Annotated in this window: 24 protein-coding genes; 17 read left to right on the plus strand and 7 right to left on the minus strand. The window is 70.2% G+C overall.

The genetic code is table 11. From position 1 onward, the window contains the following. The first annotated feature begins 25 nt into the window (after nt 1-25). The 3 genes from ACS3YM_RS04195 to ACS3YM_RS04205 are packed head-to-tail and all read left to right on the plus strand — an operon-like array spanning nt 26 to nt 1,529. Nucleotides 26-238, plus strand: a complete 213-nt coding sequence (locus ACS3YM_RS04195; RefSeq protein ID WP_439938822.1) for a hypothetical protein — start codon at nt 26-28, stop codon at nt 236-238. Between the two features lie 24 nt (nt 239-262). After that, the gene (locus ACS3YM_RS04200; protein ID WP_439938823.1) at nt 263-832 is read left to right on the plus strand and encodes an NADPH-dependent FMN reductase; all 570 of its coding nucleotides are present in this window, start codon (nt 263-265) and stop codon (nt 830-832) included. A 40-nt stretch (nt 833-872) separates the two neighbouring features. Beyond that, on the plus strand, nt 873-1,529 hold the full coding sequence (locus ACS3YM_RS04205) for an SDR family oxidoreductase (protein ID WP_439938824.1): 657 nt from the start codon (nt 873-875) through the stop codon (nt 1,527-1,529). A gap of 2 nt (nt 1,530-1,531) precedes the next feature. Here ACS3YM_RS04205 and ACS3YM_RS04210 read toward each other — a convergent pair whose 3' ends face one another. The 5 genes from ACS3YM_RS04210 to paaZ form a co-directional block, all read right to left on the minus strand. Then, entirely contained in the window at nt 1,532-1,855 is a 324-nt protein-coding gene (locus ACS3YM_RS04210) for a hypothetical protein (RefSeq protein WP_439938825.1), read from the minus strand. Between the two features lie 53 nt (nt 1,856-1,908). Then, complete coding sequence (locus ACS3YM_RS04215; RefSeq protein ID WP_439938826.1) at nt 1,909-2,559, minus strand: DUF305 domain-containing protein; 651 nt, start codon at nt 2,557-2,559, stop codon at nt 1,909-1,911. Between the two features lie 94 nt (nt 2,560-2,653). Beyond that, nucleotides 2,654-2,881 (minus strand): PLD nuclease N-terminal domain-containing protein, encoded by a 228-nt coding sequence (locus tag ACS3YM_RS04220; RefSeq protein WP_439938827.1) that lies wholly within the window; start codon nt 2,879-2,881, stop codon nt 2,654-2,656. 77 nt (nt 2,882-2,958) lie between these two features. Then, the gene (locus tag ACS3YM_RS04225) at nt 2,959-3,258 is read right to left on the minus strand and encodes a hypothetical protein (RefSeq protein WP_439938828.1); all 300 of its coding nucleotides are present in this window, start codon (nt 3,256-3,258) and stop codon (nt 2,959-2,961) included. A gap of 9 nt (nt 3,259-3,267) precedes the next feature. Then, nucleotides 3,268-5,298, minus strand: coding sequence for a phenylacetic acid degradation bifunctional protein PaaZ (paaZ, locus tag ACS3YM_RS04230; protein WP_439938829.1), 2,031 nt, complete (start codon nt 5,296-5,298; stop codon nt 3,268-3,270). Nucleotides 5,299-5,446: 148 nt separating this feature from the next. On the opposite strand from paaZ, the gene paaA reads away from it, so the two are divergent. Genes paaA through paaI form a run of 6 tightly spaced genes read left to right on the plus strand, consistent with a single transcriptional unit; the run spans nt 5,447 to nt 9,608 of the window. Further along, on the plus strand, nt 5,447-6,412 hold the full coding sequence (gene paaA, locus ACS3YM_RS04235; RefSeq protein WP_439938830.1) for a 1,2-phenylacetyl-CoA epoxidase subunit PaaA: 966 nt from the start codon (nt 5,447-5,449) through the stop codon (nt 6,410-6,412). After that, complete coding sequence (gene paaB, locus ACS3YM_RS04240; protein WP_439938832.1) at nt 6,409-6,702, plus strand: 1,2-phenylacetyl-CoA epoxidase subunit PaaB; 294 nt, start codon at nt 6,409-6,411, stop codon at nt 6,700-6,702. The genes paaA and paaB overlap by 4 nt, the downstream gene beginning before the upstream one ends. Next, nucleotides 6,702-7,640: a 1,2-phenylacetyl-CoA epoxidase subunit PaaC gene (gene paaC / locus ACS3YM_RS04245; RefSeq protein WP_439938833.1), complete on the plus strand. Its 939-nt coding sequence runs from the start codon at nt 6,702-6,704 to the stop codon at nt 7,638-7,640. The genes paaB and paaC overlap by 1 nt, the downstream gene beginning before the upstream one ends. A gap of 2 nt (nt 7,641-7,642) precedes the next feature. After that, nucleotides 7,643-8,149 (plus strand): 1,2-phenylacetyl-CoA epoxidase subunit PaaD, encoded by a 507-nt coding sequence (gene paaD, locus ACS3YM_RS04250; protein ID WP_439939830.1) that lies wholly within the window; start codon nt 7,643-7,645, stop codon nt 8,147-8,149. A gap of 3 nt (nt 8,150-8,152) precedes the next feature. After that, nucleotides 8,153-9,205, plus strand: coding sequence for a 1,2-phenylacetyl-CoA epoxidase subunit PaaE (gene paaE / locus ACS3YM_RS04255; RefSeq protein WP_439938834.1), 1,053 nt, complete (start codon nt 8,153-8,155; stop codon nt 9,203-9,205). Continuing rightward, nucleotides 9,198-9,608, plus strand: a complete 411-nt coding sequence (paaI, locus tag ACS3YM_RS04260) for a hydroxyphenylacetyl-CoA thioesterase PaaI (protein WP_439938835.1) — start codon at nt 9,198-9,200, stop codon at nt 9,606-9,608. Before paaE ends, paaI begins: the two co-directional genes overlap by 8 nt. A 19-nt stretch (nt 9,609-9,627) precedes the next feature. Here paaI and ACS3YM_RS04265 read toward each other — a convergent pair whose 3' ends face one another. Continuing rightward, nucleotides 9,628-10,761, minus strand: coding sequence for an acyltransferase family protein (locus tag ACS3YM_RS04265; RefSeq protein ID WP_439938836.1), 1,134 nt, complete (start codon nt 10,759-10,761; stop codon nt 9,628-9,630). Nucleotides 10,762-10,891: 130 nt separating this feature from the next. Between ACS3YM_RS04265 and ACS3YM_RS04270 the strand changes: the two genes are divergently transcribed. Further along, entirely contained in the window at nt 10,892-11,797 is a 906-nt protein-coding gene (locus ACS3YM_RS04270; RefSeq protein ID WP_439938837.1) for an AMIN-like domain-containing (lipo)protein, read from the plus strand. Between the two features lie 15 nt (nt 11,798-11,812). On the opposite strand, the gene ACS3YM_RS04275 is transcribed toward ACS3YM_RS04270, so the two are convergent. Beyond that, complete coding sequence (locus ACS3YM_RS04275; protein ID WP_439938838.1) at nt 11,813-12,409, minus strand: TetR/AcrR family transcriptional regulator; 597 nt, start codon at nt 12,407-12,409, stop codon at nt 11,813-11,815. Between the two features lie 45 nt (nt 12,410-12,454). On the opposite strand from ACS3YM_RS04275, the gene paaK reads away from it, so the two are divergent. From paaK to ACS3YM_RS04310, 7 genes are all read left to right on the plus strand, one after another. Continuing rightward, a complete protein-coding gene (gene paaK / locus ACS3YM_RS04280) occupies nt 12,455-13,762 on the plus strand; it encodes a phenylacetate--CoA ligase PaaK (RefSeq protein WP_439938839.1) in 1,308 nt (435 codons plus the stop codon). 208 nt (nt 13,763-13,970) lie between these two features. Next, complete coding sequence (locus tag ACS3YM_RS04285; protein WP_439938840.1) at nt 13,971-16,085, plus strand: DEAD/DEAH box helicase; 2,115 nt, start codon at nt 13,971-13,973, stop codon at nt 16,083-16,085. A gap of 51 nt (nt 16,086-16,136) precedes the next feature. Then, the gene (locus ACS3YM_RS04290; RefSeq protein ID WP_439938841.1) at nt 16,137-16,607 is read left to right on the plus strand and encodes a DUF5709 domain-containing protein; all 471 of its coding nucleotides are present in this window, start codon (nt 16,137-16,139) and stop codon (nt 16,605-16,607) included. A gap of 11 nt (nt 16,608-16,618) precedes the next feature. Then, nucleotides 16,619-16,852, plus strand: coding sequence for a methyltransferase family protein (locus ACS3YM_RS04295; RefSeq protein ID WP_439938842.1), 234 nt, complete (start codon nt 16,619-16,621; stop codon nt 16,850-16,852). Between the two features lie 176 nt (nt 16,853-17,028). Next, entirely contained in the window at nt 17,029-18,327 is a 1,299-nt protein-coding gene (locus ACS3YM_RS04300; protein WP_439938843.1) for a DUF222 domain-containing protein, read from the plus strand. A gap of 515 nt (nt 18,328-18,842) precedes the next feature. Beyond that, nucleotides 18,843-19,727: a hypothetical protein gene (locus tag ACS3YM_RS04305; RefSeq protein WP_439938844.1), complete on the plus strand. Its 885-nt coding sequence runs from the start codon at nt 18,843-18,845 to the stop codon at nt 19,725-19,727. Between the two features lie 266 nt (nt 19,728-19,993). Beyond that, nucleotides 19,994-21,352 (plus strand): hypothetical protein, encoded by a 1,359-nt coding sequence (locus ACS3YM_RS04310; protein ID WP_439938845.1) that lies wholly within the window; start codon nt 19,994-19,996, stop codon nt 21,350-21,352. Nucleotides 21,353-22,097: the final 745 nt, after the last annotated feature.

A 22,097-nucleotide genomic window follows, 5' to 3' on the forward strand; every position in this document is an offset into this window, starting at 1 on the left:
CACCGCACTCGACCAGGAGGTCACGATGGCGCATGATCAGGACGACAGGCCGGACGAGCAGGAGGGCCAGGTCTCGGAGCTTGCTCCCGACGGCGACGAGCCCGAACCGATCAGCCCGGGCGACTCGGTGGCTGCACAGCCTGACGGTGAGTCCGGCGACACCCAGGAAGGCACCCAGGGACCGAATGCCGCGCCGCGGCACAACCCTCCGGAGCCCGACAACGCGTCCTCCCGCTGAGAGGACGCGCTCAGAGGAGCAGTCATGACCTACCAGATCGGCTACTTCGTCGGCAGTCTCTCGTCGACCTCGATCAACCGCACGCTGAGCAAGGCCCTCGTGGCACTGGCGCCGCGCGACATGGAGTTCACCGAGCTCCCGATCCGCGACCTCCCTCTCTACAGCCCCGACTACGACGCGGAGTACCCGCCCGAGGCCCAGGCGCTCAAGGACGCGCTGGCCGCGTGCGACGCGGTGCTCTTCGTGACCCCGGAGTACAACCGGTCGATCCCCGGGGCCCTCAAGAACGCCATCGACTGGGCGTCGCGGCCCTGGGGCCAGAACTCCTTCGACCACATGCCTGCGGCCGTCATCGGCGCCTCGATCGGGTCGATCGGCACCGCCGTCGCGCAGCAGAGCCTCCGAGGCGTGCTGAGCTTCTGCAACGCCCGGCAGATGACCGCACCGGAGGCCTACATCCACCTCCGGCCCGGCGCGATCGCCGACTCCGGTGAGGTGTCCGACGACGGACTGGCGCAGATCCTCACCGACTTCATGCAGGAGTTCCGCACGCACACCGAACGGGTCTTCACCGTCCTCCCGCGCTCGACCTGACCGCTCGCGGAGGAGTCCGGTGCTCCGGTAGAAACCTTCCATGAGCAAACCGGTGATTGTCGTGGTGGGTGCGGGTCCGGGCGTGAGCGGGTCGGTGGCCCGGCGCTTCGCCGACGAGGGCTACGACGTCGGGCTGCTCGGACAGGACCAAGGTGTGCTCGACGAGCTCGTGCGCGACCTGGAGGCACGAGGCGCGGCTGTCGGGCACGCCGTCGTCGACATCACCGACGAGCAGGCCGCGCGCGACGCCGTACGCCGGATGGGCGAGCACACCGGGCGCATCGACGTGCTCCACTTCAACCCCAGCGCGTTCCGCGAGAAGGACCCGCTGTCGCTGACGGTCGCCGAGCTGCTGGAGGACGTGGCGCTCGGCGTGGGCGCGTTGCTCACGGTCGTGCAGGCGGCCCGGCCCTTCATGTCCGCGGGCGGTCGCGTCAGCGTCACCGGCAGCATGGCCGCGGACGAGCCGTGGGAGAGGGCCGCGTCGCTCGGCGTGCAGAAGGCGGGGGTGCGCAACCTCGTGCACAGCATCGACAAGACGCTCGCCCCTGACGGCATCCGCGCGGTGTCGGTGACCGTGCGCGGCTCGCTCGCCCGCGAGGGTGCGTTCACCCCGGACCGTGTGGCGGACGCCCTGTGGGCCGCGGTCACGACCGACGACGCTCAGTGGCGCAGCGAGGTGCCCTACGCCGGCTGAGCTCACCGCTCGTCCGACGCCGGCCTGTGCAGGGTGAGGATCACCACCGTGACCGCGATGAGCGGGACCACGACCGTCCACGACGTCGCGACGACTCCCATCATGCTGCCGACGCAGATGAGTCCGCGTCCGACGTTGGGGTGGCGGCGCGACGGCACGGCCAGGCCGGCGAGCATCAGGACGCCGCCGCCGACCAGCGTGCCGAACCAGAACCAGAGGCCCCCGTCGTCGCCGGACACGGCGCGGACCGACTCCGCGATGCCGGCGGCGATGTAGAGGAGCGCCAGCCCGAAGGTCAGCCAGAAGGCGAGTCGGGGCCGGTCCATGGCCCAGCCTAGAGTTCGGAGCCGAGGTCCTGCTTCGTGCTCCAGACCAGTGGCTACCAGGGCATCCGGTAGACGTCGAACCAGTCGCGCAGCCAGGTGCGCATCCGGAAGATCTCCGCGTGCTGCTCGTCGCGGATGTCGTCGGCGAGCTCGGCGACCTCGTCGTGCTCGACCAGCCGGGACGCCAGCAGGTGCTGCGACATCATCACCGCGGCCATGTGGTGCCCGACCATGTCCTCAAGGAACGTCCGGTCGAGGCGGTCGCCGGAGAGCCCGGAGAGGTCGCGCATCATCGGCTCGTAGTCGACGTCGACTGCCTCGTCGGGATACCACTCGGCCAGCCACGCCCGCATCTGCGTGACCTGTGCCGACTGGGACTCGATGATCTGCTCGCCGAAGTCACGCATCGTCGCGCGGTCCGAGCGGCTCAGCTCCCGCGCAGCGTCGATCGCCTCCTCGTGGTGGGCCACCATCTCGGCGAGGTACTCCTGCTCGCTCGCGGCGAAGACGTGGTGCCCGGCGCCGAAGCCGCCCATGTGCCCGCCCGAGAAGCCGCCCATGTGCCCACCGACGTCTCCGCGGGGCTGGCCGTCCGCCATCATCGGGTGCCACCACCCGTCGTCGCTGTTCGCCGTCACCGCGGCGCCGGCTCCCGCGCCGACCAGGGCGGCTGCGGCCACGGCCGCGACGATCGTGCGCCTCATGTCGCTCGCCTCCTCGACTCCAGCGTGCGACGTGAGGTCGCCCGGGGTCAGGGCACGAGGTCCCCCCGGTGCGGGCCGAGGGTCACCAGCGGCGTCAGCGCTTGCGGCCCCACACGAGGTAGGCGATCGGCCCGACGGGCTGCACCGACATCGCGGGCGCCCAGAGCGCCTTCGGGCCGCGCACCATCGTCGCGGGGCGCTGCTTGAGGTCGCGCAGGCACCAGGTCGTGAGGGCCACCTCCGCGATGCCCGCTGCGACCACCACCCTCTTCTGCGTGGGAGTCATGTCCGACCAGCTCTTCTTCGCCTTCTTGTGTGCCATGGCCGCACCGTATCCCCGCCGAACAACCTGCTGAACAACCCGCCGGACGACCCCCGGACAAGGGTGTCGTACGGAGGTCAGGCGCCGCGCAGGCCGTTGAGCAGGAACCAGAACACCAGCACCCCGACGAGGGCCGCGAGCAGCCCCCACCAGATTCCCGTCACCGCGCGTCGGCCGGTGGCGGCGCCCTCGCGGGCGAGGGCGGGCAGGGCGATCGTGACAGCCGCGCCGATGGCAGCCATGGCGACCAGCTGGATCACGATCACCCAGTTCTCGGTGTCCGGGTCGTCGAAGAAGAAGGCAGCCAGCGGCAGGCTGAGCATGCCGGCCACGAGCAGGACGACGATCCCGACGACTCGCTGCGCGGCTGGGCTCATGAGCAGACGCTAGCCCTCCTTGGCCACCAGAGTCAGCACGTCGTACGTCGCCACCGGCTCGCCGTCCTGGTTGGTGACCAGCGCGTCCCAGCGGACCTCGCCGTAGTCGGCCGACGAGCGCGGGGTGATCTGCTTGACCGTCAGCGTCACCGTGATCGCGTCGCCCGCCTTGACGGGGGTGAGGAAGCGGAGGTTGTCGACGCCGAAGTTGGCGAGCACGGGGCCCGGCGCCGGGTCCACGAAGAGCCCCGCCGCCATCGACACGATGAGGTAGCCGTGCGCCACGATGCCGCCGAAGAGCGGGTTCTGCGCGGCCGCCTCCGGGTCGGTGTGCGCGTAGAACGTGTCGCCGGTGAAGTCGCTGAAGTGGTCGATGTCCTCCAGGGAGATGACTCGCTGCTCGGACGCGATCGTGTCACCGATCCGGAGCGTTGCGAGCGAGTGGCGGAACGGGTGCTCGGGCGTCAGGGTGCGCTGCGACCCGCGGGTCCAGCGGCCGGTGATGGCGGTGAGCATGTCGGGGGAGGCCTGGACGGCCGAGCGCTGCATGTGGTGCAGCACGCCGCGTACGCCGCCGAGCTCCTCGCCGCCGCCGGCACGACCGGGACCACCGTGGACCAGCATCGGCAGGGGAGAGCCGTGCCCGGTGGACTCGGGCGCGTCGTCGCGGTCGAGCACGAGGATGCGGCCGTGCCACGGCGCGAGACCGAGCACGAGGGTGCGGGCGACCGACGGGTCGTGGGTGACGACCGAGCCGACGAGGGAGCCCTTGCCGCGCGCCGCGAGGGTGACGGCCTCGTCGAGGGAGTCGTACGACATCACCGTCGACACCGGGCCGAAGGGCTCGACGTCGTGCGGCTCGACCGCGCCGGCGCGCGCGCGGAGCAGGACCGGCTGCATGAACGCGCCGCGCTCCGCGTCGCCGGCGAAGCCGGTGGTGGAGGTCGGGTCGCCGTGCACCACGTCGGCCGAGGAGCGCAGCGCCTCGACCGCCTTGCGGACCTCCTCGCGCTGGCCCAGCGAGGCCAGCGGGCCCATCCGCACGGACTCGTCGCCCGGGTTGCCGACCGTGATGGTCGCGAGCTTCGCGGTGATCGCCTCGGTCATCTCGTCGGCGACGGCCGAGGGCACGATCACGCGTCGGATCGCGGTGCACTTCTGACCGGCCTTGGCGGTCATCTCGGTGACGACGCCCTTGACGAAGAGATCCCACTCCGGGTCGCTCGAGGTCACGTCGGGACCGAGCACCGAGCAGTTGAGGGAGTCGGCCTCGACCTGCAGGGTCACGCCGCCGTGCAGCACCGAGGGGTGCTGGCGCAGGATGCCGGCGGTGTGGGCCGAGCCGGTGAAGGCCACCGAGTCCTGGACGCCGAGGTGGTCGAGCAGGTCGCCGGCCGAGCCGGACAGCAGCTGCAGCGATCCCTCGGGCAGGATGCCCGACTCGATGATCCGGCGGACCACGAGCTCGGTGAGGTAGGCCGTCTGGCTGGCGGGCTTGACGATCGAGGGCAGCCCGGCGACGAAGGCCGGCGCGAGCTTCTCGAGCATGCCCCACACGGGGAAGTTGAAGGCGTTGATCTGCACCGCGACGCCGGGGCGCGAGGTGTAGACGTGCTGGCCCATGAAGATGCCGGTGCGGCCGAGCTGCTCGAGGTCGCCGTCGCAGACCACGATGTCGTTGGGCAGCTCGCGGCGGCTCTTGGAGGAGTAGCTGAACACGGTGCCGAAGCCGCCGTCGATGTCGATCATCGAGTCGCGCCGGGTGGCGCCGGTGGCGAGCGACAGCTCGTAGAGCTCGTCCTTGAGCCCGGTCAGGTGCGTGGCCAGCTCCTTGAGCAGCAGGGCGCGCTCGTGGAAGGTCAGCTCGCGGATCGCCGGGCCGCCGACGGCGCGCGCGTGCTGGGCCATCGCGCCGAGGTCGAGCCCGGCGCTCGAGATGCGCGCGACCTCCTCGCCCGTCGCGGCGTCGAGGAGCGGGTCGCCCTCGGCGGAGGCGGCGTACCAGCGGCCGGCGGCATAGCTCTCGAGCAGACGGGTCACGGGGGTCTCCCTAGGGGGTCGAGCGGTGTGCAGGACGGTGTTTGCGTGCCAGAGTGACTGGTGACACACTAATAGCAGACCGATCGGTCAGTAAATGTGGCCGACCGGTCGGTGGTGCTCCCGGAAACGGCGGAGGTCAGGAGGACGGATGACGCTCACGGAGACCGCGCTGGACCCCGATCAGCAGGCCGCGCTGGAGGCCGGGTTCGAGGCCACGATCGCGCGCAACGACCGGATCGAGCCGCGCGACTGGATGCCGGAGGGCTACCGCAGGACGCTGGTGCGCCAGATCGCCCAGCACGCCCACAGCGAGATCATCGGCATGCAGCCGGAGGGCAACTGGATCACGCGCGCGCCCAGCCTGCGACGCAAGGCGATCCTGCTGGCCAAGGTGCAGGACGAGGCCGGCCACGGGCTCTACCTCTACTCCGCCGCCGAGACCCTCGGGGTGTCGCGGCTCGAGCTCACCGAGCTCCTGATCGCGGGCAAGCAGAAGTACTCCTCGATCTTCAACTACCCGACCCTGTCCTACGCCGACGTGGGCAGCATCGGCTGGCTCGTCGACGGCGCCGCGATCTGCAACCAGGTGCCGCTGTGCCGTACGTCGTTCGGGCCCTACGGCCGCGCCATGATCCGGGTGTGCAAGGAGGAGTCCTTCCACCAGCGCCAGGGCTACGAGCTGCTGGCCACGATGATGCGCGGCACCGACGAGCAGCGCGCGATGGTGCAGGAGTCGGTCAACCGGTTCTGGTGGCCCGCGCTGATGATGTTCGGCCCGCCCGACGACGCCTCGCCCAACACGGCCCAGTCGATGGCATGGGGCATCAAGCGCAACACCAACGACGAGCTGCGGCAGAAGTTCGTGGACATGTCCGTCCCGCAGGCCGAGGCGCTGGGCGTGACCCTGCCCGACCCCGAGCTCGCCTGGAACGAGGAGCGCGGCCACTACGACTTCGGCCAGCCCGACTGGGAGGAGTTCATGGAGGGCGTGAAGGGCAACGGCCCCTGCAACGCGCAGCGGATGGCCCACCGCCGCCGCGCCCACGAGGACGGCGCCTGGGTGCGCGAGGCCGCGACGGCGTACGCCGCCCGCACGAAGGAGGCGACCCCGTGAGCGGCATCGAGAAGGAATGGCCCCTCTACGAGGTCTTCGTGCGTGGCAAGCGCGGGCTCAACCACGTGCACGTCGGCTCGCTGCACGCCGCCGACGACCGGATGGCGCTGCTGCACGCCCGCGACGTCTACACGCGTCGCAACGAGGGCGTGAGCATCTGGGTGGTGCGCGCCGACGCGATCACCGCCTCGAGCCCGGACGAGAAGGACCCGATGTTCGCCCCCAGCGGCGACAAGGTCTACCGCCACCCGACGTTCTACGACATCCCCGACAACGTCCCCCACATGTGATGAACGAGCACGTACACACCTCTGCAGAGGACGAGCACGACAACGCCTACGCGGGCCTGCTCGTCAACGACTCCCACTGGGCCTTCGGCACCGACTTCGAGGACCCCCTCGCCGGCGTCGACACGACGATCCCCGAGGGGGTCGACGCGCCCACCCTGGCGGCGTACGCCCTGATGCTGGGCGACGACGCCCTCGTCATGTCGCACCGGATCTCGGAGTGGACGAGCAACGCGCCCGACCTCGAGGACGACATCGCGCTGTCCAACATCGCGCTCGACCTGCTCGGCCAGGCGCGGCTGCTGCTGGCGCGCGCGGCCAAGGCCGACGCGTCGGTCGTGCCGGCCCTGCCCGAGGGCTCGCCGGCGCCGCCGGAGGACGCGCTCGCGTTCTTCCGCGAGGCCCACGAGCTCCGCAACGTGCGCTTCGCCGAGCTGGTCAACGGCGACTTCGCCGAGGCCACGGTGCGGGTGCTGCTGTTCTCCGTGTGGCGCCTCGCGACCTTCGAGCGGCTGCGGACCAGCCGCGACCACGTGCTGGCTGCCGTGGCGGCCAAGGGTGTCAAGGAGCTGGCCTACCACCGGGACTACGCCGCCCGCTGGTTCGTCACCCTCGCGCAGGGCACCGACGAGTCGCGCTCGCGGCTCCTCGCCGCACTGGGCGCGCTGTGGCCGTTGTGGCCCGAGCTGTTCGACACCCACGAGGTCGAGGCCGCCGCGGCCGCATCGGGGGTCGGCGTCGACCCCGCGACCGTCCGCGAGCAGGCCGAGTCCGTGCTCGACCAGGTGCTCACTGCGGCCGACGTGCCGCGCCCCGAGGTGGCCCGCCGCGCCGGGGTACTCGGGCGCACCGGTCGCGACGGCATGCACGGCGAGCCTTTGAGCCGGATGCTCGCGGAGATGCAGTCCGTGGCCCGTGCCCACCCGAGGGGCCTGTGGTGAGACTGATGAGCCGTACGACGCAGCGAGCCCGGTCCGTGGCCGAGCGCGTGGTCGACCCGGAGCTGCCGATGCTCTCCCTCGCCGACCTCGGCGTCCTGCGTGACGTCGACGTGGTGGGGGACTCGCACGTGGTCGTCGACATCACGCCGACCTACTCCGGGTGCCCGGCCATGGCCGCGATGCGCGACGACCTCGTGCGTGAGCTCACGTCCGCCGGCTTCGACCGCGTCGAGGTGCGGGTCAGCCTCGACCCGGCGTGGACGACCGACTGGATCACCCCCGCCGGCCGCGCCGCGCTGGCCGCGGCGGGGATCTCGCCGCCCGGCCCGGCCCCGTCCAACGCCGGCCCGATCCCGCTGACGCTGCTGCCCACGGCCCGGCAGGTGCGGTGCCCGCAGTGCGACTCGACGGCGACCGAGCTGGTCTCGGAGTTCGGGTCGACGGCCTGCAAGGCGCAGTACCGCTGCACCTCGTGCCTCGAGCCCTTCGACCACGTGAAGGAGATCTAGGCCATGGCGGCCTTCCACGAGCTCGTCGTCCGTGAGGTCGAGCCCCTGACCGACGACTCGGCGGCGGTCACCTTCGACGTGCCCGACGACCTGCGCGAGCTCTTCGACTTCGAGCCGGGGGAGTCGCTCACGCTGCGCCGCTTCGTCGACGGCGTCGAGCACCGGCGCACCTACTCCATCTGCGCGCCGGCCGGCGCCGCGCCGCGCATCGGCGTGCGAGAGATCCCCGGCGGGATGTTCTCGTCGTGGCTGATCCACCAGGTCGCGCCGGGCGAGACCATCGAGGTGGCGGAGCCGTCGGGCAGCTTCCGCGCCGATCCGGCGCTGCCGGGCCTGCACCTGTGCATCGCGGCCGGCTCCGGCATCACCCCGATGCTGTCCATCGCGGCCTCCGTCCTGGCCCACCCCGAGAGCGCGGTGACGATGCTCTACGGCAACCGGGAGACGACCTCGGTGATGTTCGCCGAGGAGCTCAGCGACCTCAAGAACCTCTACGGCCCGCGCTTCGACCTGGTGCACGTGCTCTCGCGCGAGCCGCGCGACGTCGAGCTCTTCTCCGGTCGCCTCGACGCCGACCGGCTGCGCCGGCTGCTGCCGATCAAGGTGCCGCTCGACGCGGTCGACCACGTCTGGCTCTGCGGCCCGCTGGGACTCATCCAGGACGCCCGCACGGTCCTGGAGGAGCTCGGGGTGCCGAAGGAGAAGATCCACTTCGAGCTCTTCTTCGTCGACGAACCGCCCCCGGTGCTGCGCCACGCCGACCGGGTGGTCGAGGGCGTGACCAGCGAGGTGACCGTCGTCCTCGACGGGCGCTCGACGACCACCCCGATGCCGCGCGACACCACCCTCCTCGACTCCGCCCAGGCCGTGCGCAGCGACCTGCCGTTCGCGTGCAAGGGCGGCGTGTGCGGCACCTGTCGCGCCAAGGTGGTCGACGGCGAGGTGGAGATGGTGCGCAACTACGCCCTCGAGCCGGCCGAGGTCGAGCAACAGTTCGTGCTGACCTGCCAGTCCTTCCCGGTCAGCCCGGCCGTCACGATCGACTTCGATGCCTGACCCGTCCCGCGTCATGTGGGAGGCCGACGCCGCCAGCGCGATGCTCGGCATGGAGATCGACGAGCTCGGTCCCGGGGAGGCGCGGGTCTCGATGCTCGTGCGGCCCGACATGGTCAACGGGCACGACCTCTGCCACGGCGGACTGGTCGCGAGCCTGGCCGACTCGGCGTTCGCGCTGGCCTGCAACTCCCACGGCACGGTCACGGTCGCGGCCGGCTTCGAGATCGACTTCCTCGAGCCCGCCCGGCTCGGGCAGGTCCTGCAGGCGCACGCCCGGGAGGTGGCCCTGCGCGGGCGCTCGGGGTTGTACGACGTCACGGTGCGGGCGAGCGGGACGGTGATCGCGGAGTTCCGCGGGAGGAGCCGCTCCCTCGGCCGGCGGATCGGCGAGACGCCCGTCTGAGCGGCGCCGACCAGGCTGCTCAGAGGATCCGCGACATCCCGGGCACCCGTCGGACCAGCAGCCACGACGCCCCGAACGACAGCGCGACCGCGCCGGCGGCGACCAGGACCGCCTTCGCCTCGGCCGGCAACGGCACCGGCCGCATCGCCACGGCCAGGCCCAGCAGGAAGGGGGTCTGCAGCATGAAGGCGCCGTAGGCGCTCCGGCCGAGCTGCTCGCCCCACGGCAGGGATCGGTCGAGGCGGCGACTCGACAGGTCGAGCAGCCACACCGGGCCGAAGACGACGAGGAGCGCCTCGATGCACGCGAAGGCCACGGCGTACCAGCTCCAGCCGCCGAACATCTCCTCGACGCTGTCCGTCGCCCCGACGACGTAGAGCAGGGCCGTCATCGCGACGACGGCGACCGCGGTGAGCCATCGGCTTGCGCGGACCAGGTCGGCGGGGATCGCGTGCGCCCAGCCGGACCGGGCGGCCCGGAGGCCGATCACGAAGACGGCGATGCACGCCGGCCACTCCCAGAGGTTGAGGTCGGTGAAGCCGCTCTCGCCGCCGTACGGGTAGACGAGGCGGACCACGAACGACGTCGGCGCCACGACCAGCGCGGAGACGACCAGGGTTCGCATGGTGGGTGGTCGCGGCGCCCGACGGTCGGGTCCTGCCAGCCGGCGCCAGGCGGCGTACGCCAGCGAGTAGACGAGCAGCACGCCGACGAACCACAACGGTCCGGTGTCGACCTGTCGCTCCGCGCCCAGGTATTCCTGCCAGTAGGTCCCGGTCGCGTCACCGAAGCGGTGCTCGAGGGGATAGACCAGGGACGGCTGCACCAGCAGGACGTAGATCGCGAACGGCACGCCGAGCCGCAGCAGCCGGTCCGTGACGAAGCGCCTCCCGCCCTTGCGGTCGTAGGAGCCCGGGGTCAGCAGGCCGGCCACGAGGAACAGCAGGGATATGAGGAAGAAGCCGAACGGGCTGAGCACCACCAGCAGCACCATCTCCACGACCGGGTGGAGCGTCGTCTCGCGCACGCCTGCGTAGGTCCACGCCTCGAAGAGGCCGACGTAGCCCAGCACGGCGTGCAGCGCGATGATCAGCGCGATCAGGACCACCTTGAGGTTGTCGAGGTGGAGAAGCCGACCGGTCGCGAGCAGCATCCCTCATCGTGCTGCCGCGCCGGCCCCGGTCAGTAGAGGACGACGGCCCGCACCCGTGGACCGAGGACCCTTCCCGCCCCGGCCGGCGCGTCCCTACCGTCGAGACAGGGACGGATGAGAGAGGTGCACGATGAGGGTTGGTCGAGTGGTGTCATGGCTGCTGGTGGTCGCGCTCACGCCGGCGCTCGTCGCCACGCAGGGCAGTGGGGCCGCACCAGAGGTTCGCCGGGCCGCGCCGCCCACGCCGGTCCTGGTCGCGGTCCGCGCCGCCCACCGCGGCGACGTCGACCGGGTGGTCTTCGAGTTCCGCGGCGGTCTGCCCGCAGATCGCCAGGTCGCCTACGTGCCGCGACTGTTCGCGGACGGCTCCGGCCGTCGGGTGCACGTCCCCGGGCAGGCCCTCCTGCGGGTGCGCTTCGAGCCCGCCGCCGCCCACACCGACCAGGGCGTGCCGACCGCCGCGCCGCGACGGGTCGCCTTCGCGCTGCCCAACGTCCTCACGGCGGTGCGCTCGGGCGACTTCGAGGCGGTGACGACGTACGGCCTCGGGCTGGCCGCGCGCACGCCCGTCCGCGTGACGACCCTGCAGGCACCGCCGCGCGTGGTGGTCGAGGTCGGCGCCGGCTTCGCGACCGTCGAGCGCAAGGTGTGGTTCTTCGACCGTGACCGGTTCGTCGACAACCGCGAGCCGTTCTTCGTCCCGGTGACCCGGCTGGTGCGCCCGGGTGCGCCCGCGACCGGCGTGCTGGACCGGCTCTTCGCCGGGCCGCTGCCGCGCGAGCGCGCCCGTGGTCTGCGGCTGCTGCGCTCCGGCGCCACGGGCTACGACGACCTCGCGGTCTCCGGTGGGGTCGCCGACCTGCGGCTCACGGGGCGGTGCAGCAGTGGTGGCTCGACGGTGAGCATCGCGGGCGAGGTGCTGCCGAGCCTCAAGCAGTTCGCGACCGTCCAGCGCGTGGTGCTGCGCGACGCGCAGGGGAGCACGCTCGACCCCGACGGACCGGGGGACTCGACGCCGGAGTGCCTCGAGCCGTGACCTGACCGGCCGGGGTCAGTCCCCGTGCCGTGTCAGCCCGTCGAAGGCCAGCGTGGTGACCGTGTCGGCGAGGGCCTCCACGTCGCTGTCGTCGCGCAGCCACTCGGTCATCGAGTTCACCGTGCCGAAGAGGAGGCGGCTGGTGAGGAGCGGGTCGACGTCGGCACGGATGGCGCCGGCGTCGGCGGCCTCACGCACCATCTCGGCCAACCGGTGGTCGATGTCGCGGCGCCGTGCGAGGGCGTTCTTCTCGGCCGGGGTGTTGCCCCGCACCCGCAGCAGCAGGGTCACGGCCGGCAGGTGCTCGGCGAGCACGACGACACTGCTGCGCACCGCCGCGCGCAGCCGCTGCTCGGGGGAGTACGACGGGTCGGCCGCCACCGTGTCGAGCGCCGCAGTGAGCTCCCCGAGGGCCTCGTCGAGCGCCCGCTCGAGCAGGTGCTCCTTGCTCGGCACGTGGTGGTAGATCGCCGACTTCGTCAGCCCGAGCTCGCGGGCGAGGTCGCCCATGCTCGTGGCGTCGTAGCCTTGCTGGTTGAAGAGCTCGATCGCGACGCGCAGCACGCTCTCCTGGTCGTGGCCCGGCCGGCCGCGACGTACGCGCTCTGACATGGATGAACGTTCTCACGACCACTCCACGATCCGGAGGACCACACCGTGCTCGACCTGACTCCCCGGCCCGGCGACCTGGACCCGATCGAGACCGCGCCGGTCGAGGACCTGCGCGCGCTCCAGCTCGAGCGCCTGCAGTGGTCGGTGCGGCACGCCTACGACAACGTCGAGCACTACCACCGGGCCTTCGACGAGGCCGGCGTCGGGCCCGACGACATCCGGACCCTCGCGGACCTCGCGCAGCTGCCCTTCACCACCAAGGCGACGCTGCGCGACAACTACCCGTTCGGGATGTTCGCGGTGCCGCGCACCGACGTCGTACGCATCCACGCCTCGAGCGGCACGACCGGCAAGCCGACCGTCGTCGGCTACACCCGCGACGACCTCGACATGTGGGCCGACGTCGTCGCCCGCTCGATCCGCGCCGCTGGCGGCCGTCGCGGGATGATCCTCCACAACGCCTACGGCTACGGCCTGTTCACCGGCGGCCTCGGCGCCCACGCCGGTGCCGAGCGCCTCGGCTGCACCGTCGTACCCGTCTCGGGTGGCATGACGCAGCGCCAGGTCCAGCTGATCCGCGACTTCGAGCCCGACATCATCATGGTCACGCCGTCCTACATGCTCTCGGTCATCGACGAGCTCGAGGCGCAGGGCGTCGACCCCCGGTCGACCTCGCTCAAGGTCGGCATCTTCGGCGCGGAGCCGTGGACCAACGACATGCGCCGCGAGATGGAGGAGCGCACCGACATGCACGCGGTCGACATCTACGGGCTCTCCGAGGTGATCGGCCCGGGCGTCGCGAGCGAGTGCGTCGAGACCAAGGACGGCCTGCACATCTGGGAGGACCACTTCTATCCCGAGGTCATCGACCCGGTCACCGGCGAGGTGCTGCCCGACGGCGAGGAGGGCGAGCTGGTCTTCACGACGCTGACCAAGCAGGCGATGCCGGTGATCCGCTACCGCACCCGCGACCTCACCCGCCTGATGCCGGGCACCGCGCGCAGCATGCGCCGGATGGAGAAGATCACCGGGCGCACCGACGACATGATCATCCTGCGCGGGGTCAACCTCTTCCCGACCCAGATCGAGGAGATCGTCCTCGGTCTGCCGACCCTGTCACCGCACTTCCAGTGCCACCTCGACCGCACCGGCAACCTGGACACCCTCACGGTCCGGGTGGAGCGGCGCGACGCCACGACCGACGCCGAGGCCGCCGCCGCGCAGTCCGAGCTGCACAGGCGGATCAAGGCCTCCATCGGAGTGAACGTCGGCGTCGAGGTCGTCGACGTGGCCTCGATCGAACGGTCCGTCGGCAAGATGCGCCGGATCGTCGACCATCGCCCGGCGCGCTGAACCCGGGGTTATTTGCCGGAGGGCGCCGCCCGGGCGTTACAGTTGTCGCAGCGTCCCGACGCCGTGCCCCACTGATCAACCCTGATCCACCGGCCACGACCCAGACGCCTCGCTCCAACCTCCACGCCGTGGTGTGCAGGTCAGCGCCTACACCGGCTCGCCTGCGCGTGACCCACTCGGCGACGCGTACCCAGTCCGGGAGGACATCTTGGCCCAGCGCCAGCGCTCACGCGGCTCTCGTCGCACCCCTGCGCACGCCCGACACAAGGACAACGAGGGCATCGTCCCCGTGCTCGCCCGTGCCGTGCGCGAGCTCGAGTCGGCCGTCCAGCGCGGCCCGCTCGCCCCGGGCCAACGGGTCCGTTTCCAGGTGGTCGCGCTGCTGGCGCGCGAGCACCGCACCGACGTACGCGCCTCGGCCGAGCTCACCGACGCCCAGAAGGCCGACGAGCTCAAGCGCCTCGACGGCATCGCCACGATCCTCGCGAAGACCGCGACCCGCGACCCGTCCCTCTTCACCCTGCTCTCCGAGGATTCGGTGATCACCGACAGCGCGCGCGACCTGCGCCTGGAGATGCTGCGCAAGGCGGGCATCGAGTCCGCCCCCGAGGAGCCCAAGCCCGACGACGAGGCCGGCCCCGGGCTCGGCGAGCGCCGGGTCATCCCGCAGTCGGTCGTGCAGCACCAGCTGGCCAACCCGTTCCTGGTCCCCGACTTCGAGATCGGTCGCGAGCGCCGCAGCGTCCACGGCCGGCTGGCGACCTGGGAGCTGCTCGGCCCCCTCTTCCGCTCCTTCGAGCTCGGCGGTGCCTCCTCCTGCATGGACCTGCCCGAGGCCACCACCCTCGCCGCCCCCGGCAAGCTCGAGCTGATGCCGCACCAGGCCCGGCTGATCGCCGCGGCGGCCGAGGGTCACCGCACCTTCCTGCTCGCCGACGAGCCCGGCCTCGGCAAGACCGCGCAGGCGCTGCTCGCCGCGCAGGCCTCCCACGCCTACCCGCTGCTCGTGGTGTGCCCCAACGTCGTCAAGACCAACTGGGCCCGCGAGACCGAGCGCTGGACGCCGCGCCGTCGCGCCACCGTCATCCACGGCGACGGCGACCAGGTGGACGCGTTCGCCGACGTCATCATCGTCAACTACGAGATCCTCGACCGCCACGCCGGCTGGCTCGGGACGTTCGGCTTCCGCGGCATGGTCGTCGACGAGGCGCACTTCATCAAGAACAAGACCTCGCAGCGCTCGCGCCACGTGCTCGAGCTCGCCGATCGCCTGCGGGCCCGCACCGCCCGGCCGCTGCTGATGGCGCTCACCGGCACGCCGCTCATCAACGACATCGAGGACTTCCGCGCGATCTGGCAGTTCCTGGGCTGGATCGACGACAAGAAGCCGCTCGGCCGCCTGATGGAGGCGCTGGAGGAGACCGAGCTGACGCCGGCCGACCACGCGTTCTACCCCGCGGCCCGCAAGGCCGTGATCGACCAGGGCATCGTGCGTCGCCGCAAGGTCGACGTGGCCGAGGACATCCCGGCCCGCCGGATCGCCGACATCCCGGTCGAGCTCGACGACGAGGACACCCGCTCCATCCGCGCCGCGGAGGAGGACCTCGCCCGGCGGCTCGTCCAGCGCTACAAGGCCGCGCTCGAGACCCGTCGTACGGGCTCCGTCGTCGACGGCATCGACCACGAGCTCGTACGCCGCGTCGCGACGTGGGAGCGCGAGGAGATGGACCAGGGCACCGGTGGCGAGAACGTGTTCTCGATGTTCCGCCGCATCGGTCGCGCCAAGGCCGGCCTCTCCGCCGACTACGCCGCCCAGCTGGCGCGCAACGTCGGCAAGGTCGTCTTCTTCGCCCGCCACGTCGACGTCATGGACATCGCCGAGGAGACCTTCACCCGGCGCGGCCTCAAGCACACGTCGATCCGGGGTGACCAGACGCCGAAGGCGCGTGAGAAGGCGATCAACTCCTTCGTCAACGACCCCGACGTGCAGGTCGTCGTCTGCTCGCTGGCCGCGGCCGGTGTCGGCGTCAACCTCCAGGTCGCCTCCAACGTCGTGCTCTCCGAGCTCTCGTGGACCGACGCCGAGCAGACCCAGGCGATCGACCGCGTGCACCGCATCGGCCAGAGCGACCCGGTCACGGCGTGGCGCATCATCGCCGCGCAGACGATCGACACCCGGATCGCGGAGCTCATCGACTCCAAGGCCGGCCTCGCGGCGCGCGCGCTCGACGGCTCGGACGAGGAGGTCTCGTCCTCGGCCAACATCCAGACCGAGGCCCTGGTCGCCCTGCTCACCGACGCCCTGGAGCGCGAGCTCGGCTGAGCATGACCTCCGCCCCTTGTGGTGCCGCGCCCGATTGGGTACGACGGGGGTATGAGCGAAGACCGCGAGAACTACGGCGACATGTCCGTCGACGACGAGGACCAGCTCCAGCCCGGGGACACCCTGGACGACGGTGACCTCGACGACGTGCTCGACCGCGGCTACTCGCCGCCGGACCGTCCGCCCAAGGGCTACGACGACTACCCGACCGAGGCCGAGATGCGTCAGGGGGAGTCGCTCGACGAGCGGCTGTCCGAGGAGGTGCCCGACGTCGACCCCTACGCCGACGACGACCGCGACTCCGACCGCGAGGACGAGAACGCCCTCGACGAGCAGCTCGGCCTCGACGAGGCCGACCCGCGCACTGGCCGCCTGGTCGCGCCCGACTCCGGCCTGGGGGAGGACGTCGACAAGCAGGAGGTCGCCTACGACGTCGGCATCGACGGCGCGGGCGCGTCGGCCGAGGAGGCCGCGATGCACATCACCCGCGAGCCCGAGCCGCCGGAGCCGGACGACTACTGACGGCCACGCCGATGGGCGGGGCGTCCGGCGACACGGTCGCGTTCCGGCTCTGGCCGCCGGTCGCCCCGCTCTACGTCGGCCTCCTGCTCCTCTATCTCGCGCCGTCGCTGTGGGCGTTGGTGCTGTTCCCGGCCGCGGTGCTGCTCGTGTGGTGGGGCGCGATCCGTCCCGAGGAGCGCTTCCTCCACGAGCGGTTCGGGGAGCCGTACGACGCCTACCGTCGCCGGGTGCGCCGCTGGCTGTAGCAGGCCCCCCTGTCAGGGATCGCGTGACAGTGTCGGTCGGCCGCGGTAGGATCGAACAAAGTTTCGAGCGAGCGAGCTCGGGTCCTACGGATAGCCGCACATCGGCCGCACTCACCTCAGACGCAGACCCTTTCCTGTAGTCGACGCACCTTCATGGTGTGGAGAGGTCCCGTCCCGTGAGTGCCATCCGAGTCGAGAGCGAGACGCCGTGGCGAGCGCCCGGCGTCGACGTCGAGGCGTCGCCGCTGGTGGCGGCGCTGTTGCGGCGCCTCGACGGCGTGCTGGGGGAGCTCCACGAGGTGTCGTTGGGCGCGCTGTCCGATCCTGACGTGGTCCGGCTGCTCGATGCGGCCACCGCCGCGTCGAGTCGGCTGACGAGCCTGGAGTGCGTGACCGCGGCGGAGGCCGACCGGAGGCGGCTGGGGAAGGAGATCGGCGCACGGCACACCCACCAGTGGTGGGCCGGACGCAGTCGCCGCACCCACGCCGAGGCCGCCAGGCTGACCAGGCTCGGCAAGGCGCTCGCGTCCGATCAGCACGCTCCAGTGGCCGACGCGCTGGCTTCTGGAAGCGTGCGGGTCGAGCAGGCGCGGGTGATCGTGGAGGCGGTCGACGCCCTCCCGGTCCACGTCGAGGCCGAGACGCGCGAACAGGCGGAGTTGGTGTTGCTCGAGCTCGCCACCCAGCACGACGCCCGCGAGCTGAGGCGGATCGGGAAGCGGATCCTGGACGTGGTGGCTCCCGAGGTGGGGGAGTCCCACGAGGAGGCGGTGCTGGCTGCTGAGGAGTCCCGGGCCATCGCCGGCGTGGAGCTGAGTCTCGTTGACGACGGGGAGGGCCGCTGTCATGGGCGCTTCACCGTGCCCTCGCACGTGGGCGCGATGTTGAAGCGCCACCTGCTGGCGCTGGCCAACCCTGCCCGCCACACCGACGCGGAGCTGCGCGACGAGGCAGGAGAGTGGAAGCCGTTGCGTCGCCGTCTGGGTGAGGCGTTCGTCGAGTACGTCGAGCGCTACCCCGCAGACGCCACCCCGCAGACCGCGGGGGTGAACGCCACCGTGGTGGTGACCATGACCCTGGAGCAGCTGTTGGCCGAGCACGCCACGGCGTTGCTCGACGACGGCTCGCGGATGTCCGCGGGCCAGGCACGTCGGCTGGCATGCGAGGCCGGCATCATCCCGGCCGTCCTGGACGCGAAGTCGCAGCCGCTCGACCTGGGCCGCACGGCCCGGCTCTACAACCGGGCCCAGCGCATCGCCATGGGGCTGCGCGACGGCGGCTGCACCGCGAAGGGCTGCGAGACCACCGCATCCGGGTGTCACGCCCACCACGACGACCCCTGGTCACTTGGCGGTCTCACCGACCTGGCCCTAGGCCGGCTCCTCTGCCCCCGCCACCACCGTCTGGCCCACGACTCGCGCTACGTGATGACCATCCATGCGGACAACACGGTCACCTTCATCATGCGGACGTAGGCGTCGGGCAGCGTGCCCGGATCACTTCTGATCCGATGAGGTCTCACCGGGGACGCTGACACTCAGAGGCTCTGCCACAGGGGCCCAGATCGGGCGGCTCGGATGGCGCTGCACACCGCCGCGATGGCTGCCAAGGTGATGGAGGGCGACGATCGCTTGTACTCGTGCTCGCACGACGGACTCGCGATGACGGGGCACGGCAGTTTCACGGCATCGGGCCAGCTGCGGGGGTAGCGTCGCGCTGGTGCCGGGATAGGCCGGCTATCGAACGGTTGGGGGCAAACGAAATGGGGTTTTCGGTCAAGTTGGCGCCGGGAGTGAGGGTTCGGGCGTCGTCTCGGGGGGTTCGTACAAGTCTCGGCCCGCGCGCGGCACGGGTCCATGTCGGTGCTGGTAGGACGGGGTTCTCGACCGGAGTGGGGCCAGTCGGGTATTACACGTCGGTTGGCGGGTCGTCTCGTTCGGGCGGTCGTCGAACGAGCGGCACGGGCAGCGCAGCAGCGAATCGGCAACTGGTGGCGGCCCAGCGCGCAGCGGACAAGGCTGATGAGGCACGTGCGCTGCGTGACGCGCTTCTAGCAATTTTCGAGTTGCATCGGATCGACTTCGCTCCCGCTGAAGAGCCATTGGCACCATCGCCTCCGCCGGTCGACTCGGCGGCGATCGTGGCCAAGCACGTGAAGGCAGCGAAGTCAGGCACGAGCGTCTTTGCTCGAACGGCGCGCAAAGAGGCGATGGCCGCGGCAACTCAAGAGGCCGAGATCGAAGTCGCTGAAACGAGGAGACGCTACGAGGTGGAGCGTCAGGAGTTGCAAGCCAAACTCGACAAGCATTGGCAGGCGTTGCTTCGCAACGACCCGGACACGGTGCTTGTGACCCTCGCTGATGCGTTCGAAGACAACGAGGCTGCGGCCGCGGCTGTCGGGGTCGACAACGGTGAGGTCACGCTTGTTGTAGTGGTTCCGTCCGCCTCGTCCATTCCGGATCGAAAGCCGTCGACGACGGCCGCAGGCAACCTCAGTCTCAAAAAGCTTACGAAGCGCGAGATCAGCGATATGTACAAGTTGGTGATCTGCGGGCACGTCCTGGTCACGATTAAAGAGGCATTTGCTGTTGCTCCTGCCATCTCCGCAGCGCGGATTGTCGCGCTGCGGTCCACGCCCCCGGATGCCTACGGGAACGTCAAGCCCGAGGTGATGCTCGCCGCGCGTTTCGAACGCGCTGCGTTCGATGGGATCCAGTGGGCCACTGTCGACGCCGTTCAAGTTGTCAACGATGCCAGCTCGGAGTGCATCGTTGTTCAGAAGGGTGCGATCAAGGAGTTCGTTCCCCTAGATCTCAGTAGTGAGTCCGAGTTGGCGGCCGTAGTTGCGGCTGTCGACTTCGAGGAACTCGTGTAGCTCCTCAGAGCGCATCTGCGACGAGTGCGTCTAACCGCCGCGAGTCGATCGCTTCTCGACCCATCCCCGAAAAGTCGGCCGCCTGTCGTATCCGGTTCGTACACTCGCCTTCGCGTGATCGGCAAGGAGCGGGTCCAAGACAGGAAAGCCCGATCCGGGCCTAGGGGAATGACGTAAACGTGACTCGTGATCCCAGTACGGTCGATGAGACCGTAGACTCGGACCTTGCGCCTACGCGGCGACCGGGGGTTCGGCGTCGTGTGGCCATGCTGCTCGCGATCGTGCTCGTGCTTGTCCTTAGCGTCGTGTTCGCCATCAAGCGTCCGGGCGCCCTTCCACCAGTGGCGGGTCCGGTGGTCGATCGGCTCCCAGGAGTTGAGTTGGACTCCGACGGGGACGGGCTGCTGGACGAGCTGGAACTCGGCGGTTGGCTAACGGCTTCCGGACGCGAGCATCAGACGGACCCCTACAAGTCGGACACCGACGGCGACGGCCTCGATGATTCTGACGAAGCAGGCCCACGTGCGGATTTCCCCGGTGGCAGCTCGACATACGCGGGCAGATCCGATCCCACGCGTGTCGATACCGACGCGGACGGGCTCTCCGATGCCGTTGAGACGGGTGAGCTTGACGCTCAATTGTCAGCTGGTTGGACCCCGTACGCAGTGTCGAACCCTCTGGCGGCGGACACGGACGGCGACGAGATTGGCGACGGGGACGAGTACTTCCTCGATATGGATCCGTTGGACGCGGACAGCGATGACGACGGTCTCTTCGACGTCCAGGAGTTGAGGTTCGGGTCCGACCCGACATTGGACAACCCGGACGAGGACAGCTACTCCGACCTCGAGGAGTTCGAGCGCAACTTCAGTCCACTGTCGTACGACCTGACCGCTGATGAAAAGAGAGCGGCAGGTGGGGCCGGAGCGGCCTTCGGGGACTGCCACAGCTGCGCTCTGGACGCAGGGCTCGTCGTCGAACAGCTCGAGTCGGTCGAATATCTCGCGGGACACATCGCTAGCAGCGTCGCCGTCTATGGAGACGCCCGCGACTTCGTGGTGAATGTCTGGAAGGGCGAGTTCCTCGACGCCGGTGAGAGCGCGTTGGCAGCGATCCCATACGCGGGGGATGCTGCACGAACAGCTTCCCTATTGATCAAGTTTGCGAAGCGTGGGGATCGCGCTGAGGACGCCGTTCGGCTGGCCACTCAGGAAATGAGGTTGCCGGAGTCCCTCAAAGTGAGGATCCTTTCTACGCTCCCGAGCCGCGTAGGCAAGCTCCCACGCGAGCTTGCGGGTGGCGCCCACAACTATGTCGTCTATAAGGGTGACGACTACGTCGGCATCACTAAGAGCTTCGATGTTCGGCTTGCGCAGCATGCCAGGGCTGGACGGACGTTCACCCCAGCCGTGATCCCCGGGGCCGAGGGCCTCTCATTCGGTGAGGCCCGCGCAATCGAGCAGGCCTGCATACAGTTGGGGGGGTTAATGACGGGTGGTGGCTCGCTGCAGAATCGGATCAACAGCATCGACCCCAGTCATGCGTACGCGGCCGCCGCGGTGGAATTCGGCTATGCCCGGCTCAAAGAGATCGGGGGCACTTGTCCCATCGGCATGATTCCATGAGCCTCCAGCCGCGTCGAACCTGCATTGCCAGTCCCATAAGGCCATGGCGAGGTGGGTGATAAGGGTGAACCATCCACCATTGGGTCGACGCCCGGATCCGCCGCCATGAGTGCGTTCACTGCGCCGCCTGAGAGCTCGCTGACTACATCCGCAGGCCAGCGCGATCCTCATCGGTCCAGTCGGCGGAGCGCCCTTGCTGGTGGCACCACTCGGCCCAGGTCATCTGGCTCGGCGGCGCTGGGGGTCGTGCCCAATAAGTGACATCCTGCGGGGCCCAGGCGCCCGTGGCTGGCCCGTACTTCTTGACGAGCTCGCCGCGCTCGGCGAGTCGACCTAGAGCCGACGCGAACCGAACCGCGGAGGCCGTAACCCGATCACCAAACATCCGGTGCCCACGGTCCCGAACGTGGGCCACGAACAGGTCGGGAAAGCGCTCGCGGAACCGGTACTCCACGATCCCGTACTCGAGCCAAGGTTCATCCGGGGAGATGCACGAGGACAAAGGCTCGAGGAGTTCATCAGTGACTCCTGCGTCTGCATCATCATGGCTTGATATGTCGTCCAGCGATGCGAACCAACGGTGCGGCCCGGCACCGTCGTGGTGATCCGTGCAGGTGTACTCGACGACTCGATCGGGTAGTCGCTGATAAGAGACATCGTCCGAGCGGAAGCACCAGGGACAGGTCTGGATCATTCCGCAACCAAAACACATCAGCCTTCACGTTCGCCAGGAGACTCGAGCCCG

It is taken from the genome of Nocardioides sp. N13(2025), from assembly GCF_051912545.1.
In the GTDB taxonomy this organism is placed as follows: domain Bacteria; phylum Actinomycetota; class Actinomycetes; order Propionibacteriales; family Nocardioidaceae; genus Nocardioides.